3 protein-coding genes are annotated in these 2,919 nt (G+C 70.2%); all 3 read left to right on the plus strand.

Annotated elements, in window-relative coordinates; genetic code table 11:
• The coding region (locus FE633_RS46805) for an alpha-glucosidase C-terminal domain-containing protein (RefSeq protein WP_171060417.1) at window positions 1-362 on the plus strand (362 nt) is incomplete at its 5' end.
• Window positions 363-390: 28 nt separating this feature from the next.
• Entirely contained in the window at window positions 391-1,788 is a 1,398-nt protein-coding gene (locus FE633_RS46810; protein WP_138051244.1) for a maltokinase N-terminal cap-like domain-containing protein, read from the plus strand.
• A 136-nt stretch (window positions 1,789-1,924) separates the two neighbouring features.
• Window positions 1,925-2,919, plus strand: a 995-nt coding sequence (locus FE633_RS46815) for a GlgB N-terminal domain-containing protein (protein WP_246114164.1), incomplete at its 3' end; no start/stop codon positions are given.

Consider the following 2,919-nt stretch of genomic DNA (forward strand, 5'->3'; position numbering starts at 1 on the left):
CGCTGCTGCACTGGACCCGCCGCATGATCGAGATCCGCAAACAGAACCCCGCCTTCGGCCTCGGCTCCTACACCGAACTCCCCTCCTCCAACCCGGCCGTCATCGCCTTCCTGCGCGAGGCCCCCGCGACCGAGGAGAACGGGGAGGACCTGGTGCTGTGCGTGCACAACTTCTCCCGCTTCGCCCAGCCCACCGAGCTCGACCTGCAGGCCTTCGACGGACGGCACCCGGTGGAACTGATCGGCGGCGTCCGCTTCCCCGCCATCGGCCGGCTTCCCTATCTGCTCACCCTCGCAGGCCACGGCTTCTACTGGTTCCGACTGCGACGGGCAGTACCCACCAGTGCCAGCTGGCGATCTTGAACGTGTGCCTCTGAAAGGATGCGCCGCCATGCCCAGGACCGCGCCGCTTCATCCAGGCAGCCTCGGCTCCGCTTCCCTGCTGACATCGGTCGCCGGGTTGCTGCGCGCATGGCTGCCACGGCAGCGCTGGTTCGCGGGCAAGGGGCGGCCCGTCACCGAGCTGACGCTGCTGTCGGCGACCGAGTTGCATCCGGGCTGTCTGCATCTTCTGGTTCACGCTCAGCACGGCACTGGCACGCTCTCGTCCGGTGACTGCTATCAACTGCTGCTCGGCGCCCGGGAGGTCCTGCCACCCCGGCTCATCCACGCCTACATCGGCCGCGCGAGTGAGGGCCCGCTGGCCGGCCTGATGGTGTACGACGCCTTCCAGGACCCCCGGTCCACGGGACTGCTCCTGGAGCGGCTGCGCAATCCTGGGGCCACGGGCCCGCTGCGCTTCGAGCGCGACGGGCAGGTGACGATACCCGCCGGGCTCGCCCCACGACTCCTGGACGCCGAGCAGTCCAACTCCTCGCTGGTGTACGGGGACACGTACATTCTGAAGATCTTCCGCCGCGTCCAGCCCGGCATCAACCCGGACCTGGAGGTGCCCTGGGCTCTGGTCCGACAGGGCTGCACCCGCGTACCGCCCCCCGTGGCGTGGTTTCGAATATCGCAGCCGCAGGAGGCGACGCTCGGTGTGCTCCAGCCGTTCCTGCCCGAAGCCGTGGACGGGTGGACTCTGGCGCTTCAGTCCCTCACCTCCGGACGGGACTTCGCGGAGGAGGCGTACGAACTGGGGCGGGCGACCGCCGAGGTGCATCTCGCGCTGGCCGCCGCCTTCCCCCTCGATGCCCCAAGTCGGAGCCAGAACAGGCAGCTTGCGGCCGCGATGACCGAGCGCCTGGACGCCACGAGCGCTTGCGTGCCCGCCGTCACGCCGTACGTGCCCGGGCTGCGGGCCGCCTTCGACGCGTTCGCCGTTCTCGACGCGACCCGTCCCGCGCAGCGGATCCACGGCGATCTCCACCTCGGCCAGGTGCTGCGGGCCGACATGCGGTGGTTCGTCATCGACTTCGAGGGGGAGCCGGCCCGCCCGCTCACCGAACGCCGTCGCCGCCAGTCCCCCGTACGTGATGTCGCCGGCATGCTGCGCTCCTTCGACTACGCCGCCCGCAGCCGCCGCCCATGGCGTCCGGCCTGGGCACGGCGCTGCCGGGATGCCTACTGCGCCGGTTACGCCGCCGAGGCGGGGTGGGATCCGCGGGACGAGCCCGCCCTGCTGTGCGCGTACGAGACCGACAGAGCCGTCTACGAAGTGCTGTACGAGGCGCGGCACCGCCCCGACTGGCTGTCCGTACCGCTGGCGGCGATAGCCCGCCTCGCCGAAGCCGACCGAACCCCCTCCGGCAGTGGTCCGCCGGCCCCTTCCTTCCACAACGCCTGAGGAGACCGAAGCCATGGCAGCGCGCAATATCTCCGTTTCCCTGCCGGCGCCCGAAACGCCCGCACCCAAGGCCGCACCCAAGGCCCAGGCGCCCAGGCCAGGACGCGGCGACCCCGGCATATCGCCGCCGGGCTCGATGGACGCGGCGGACCGGGCACGGCTGTTGGCCGGCGCCCATCACGACCCGCACTCGCTGCTCGGGGCGCACCCGGTGCCGGATGGTGTGGTCTTCCGAGCACTGCGCCCGTACGCGACAGCCGTCGCCGTGTCGGTGAACGGGCAGCGTGCGGAGCTGGACGACCTGGGGGACGGTCTCTTCGAGACCGTGCTGCCGCTTGAGGTGATTCCCGAGTACACCCAGCTGGTCACGTACGGGAACGACGAGTACGAAATGCAGGACCCCTACCGGTTTCTTCCCTCTCTCGGCGAGTTCGATCTGCATCTGTTCGGCGAGGGACGCCACGAGCAGCTGTGGAAAGCACTGGGCGCCGAACCGATGGTGCACCAGGGTGTCACCGGCACCCGCTTCACGGTGTGGGCGCCGAACGCGCGCGGCGTGCGGGTCATCGGCGACTTCAACTACTGGGACGGCACGGCGTTCCCTATGCGGTCACTGGGATCTTCCGGCGTGTGGGAGCTGTTCGTCCCCAGGGTCGCCGAGGGCGCCCTGTACAAGTTCGAGATCACCCGGCCCAACGGCTCCAGGACGCAGCGTGCCGACCCGATGGCCCGTAGCGCGGAGATGCCGCCCGCGACCGCGTCGGTCGTCCATCAGTCGCATCACAAGTGGCGGGACGAGGAGTGGATGGCCGGGCGGGGGCGGCGCCCCGTGCACCTGTCGCCCTTCTCGGTGTACGAGGTCCATCTGCCGTCCTGGCGCCCTGGACTGACGTACCGCCAGCTCGCCGACCAACTCCCTGCTTACGTCTCCGACCTGGGCTTCACGCACGTGGAGCTGATGCCGGTCGCCGAGCACCCCTTCGGCGGCTCCTGGGGCTATCAGATCACGGGCTTCTACGCGCCCACCGCCCGTCTCGGCACCCCCGACGACTTCAAGTACCTCGTCGACGCGCTGCACCGGGCCGGCATCGGCGTGATCATGGACTGGGTGCCCGCCCACTTCCCGCGCGA

Origin of the sequence: Streptomyces montanus, assembly GCF_005786655.1 — a bacterium.
Taxonomy (GTDB): Bacteria; Actinomycetota; Actinomycetes; order Streptomycetales; family Streptomycetaceae; genus Streptomyces; species Streptomyces sporangiiformans.

Bases quoted from the DNA above. Each gene is read 5' to 3' on its own strand.
- FE633_RS46810 (WP_138051244.1), top strand. From the start codon at position 391: ATGCCCAGGACCGCGCCGCTTCATCCAGGCAGCCTCGGCTCCGCTTCC.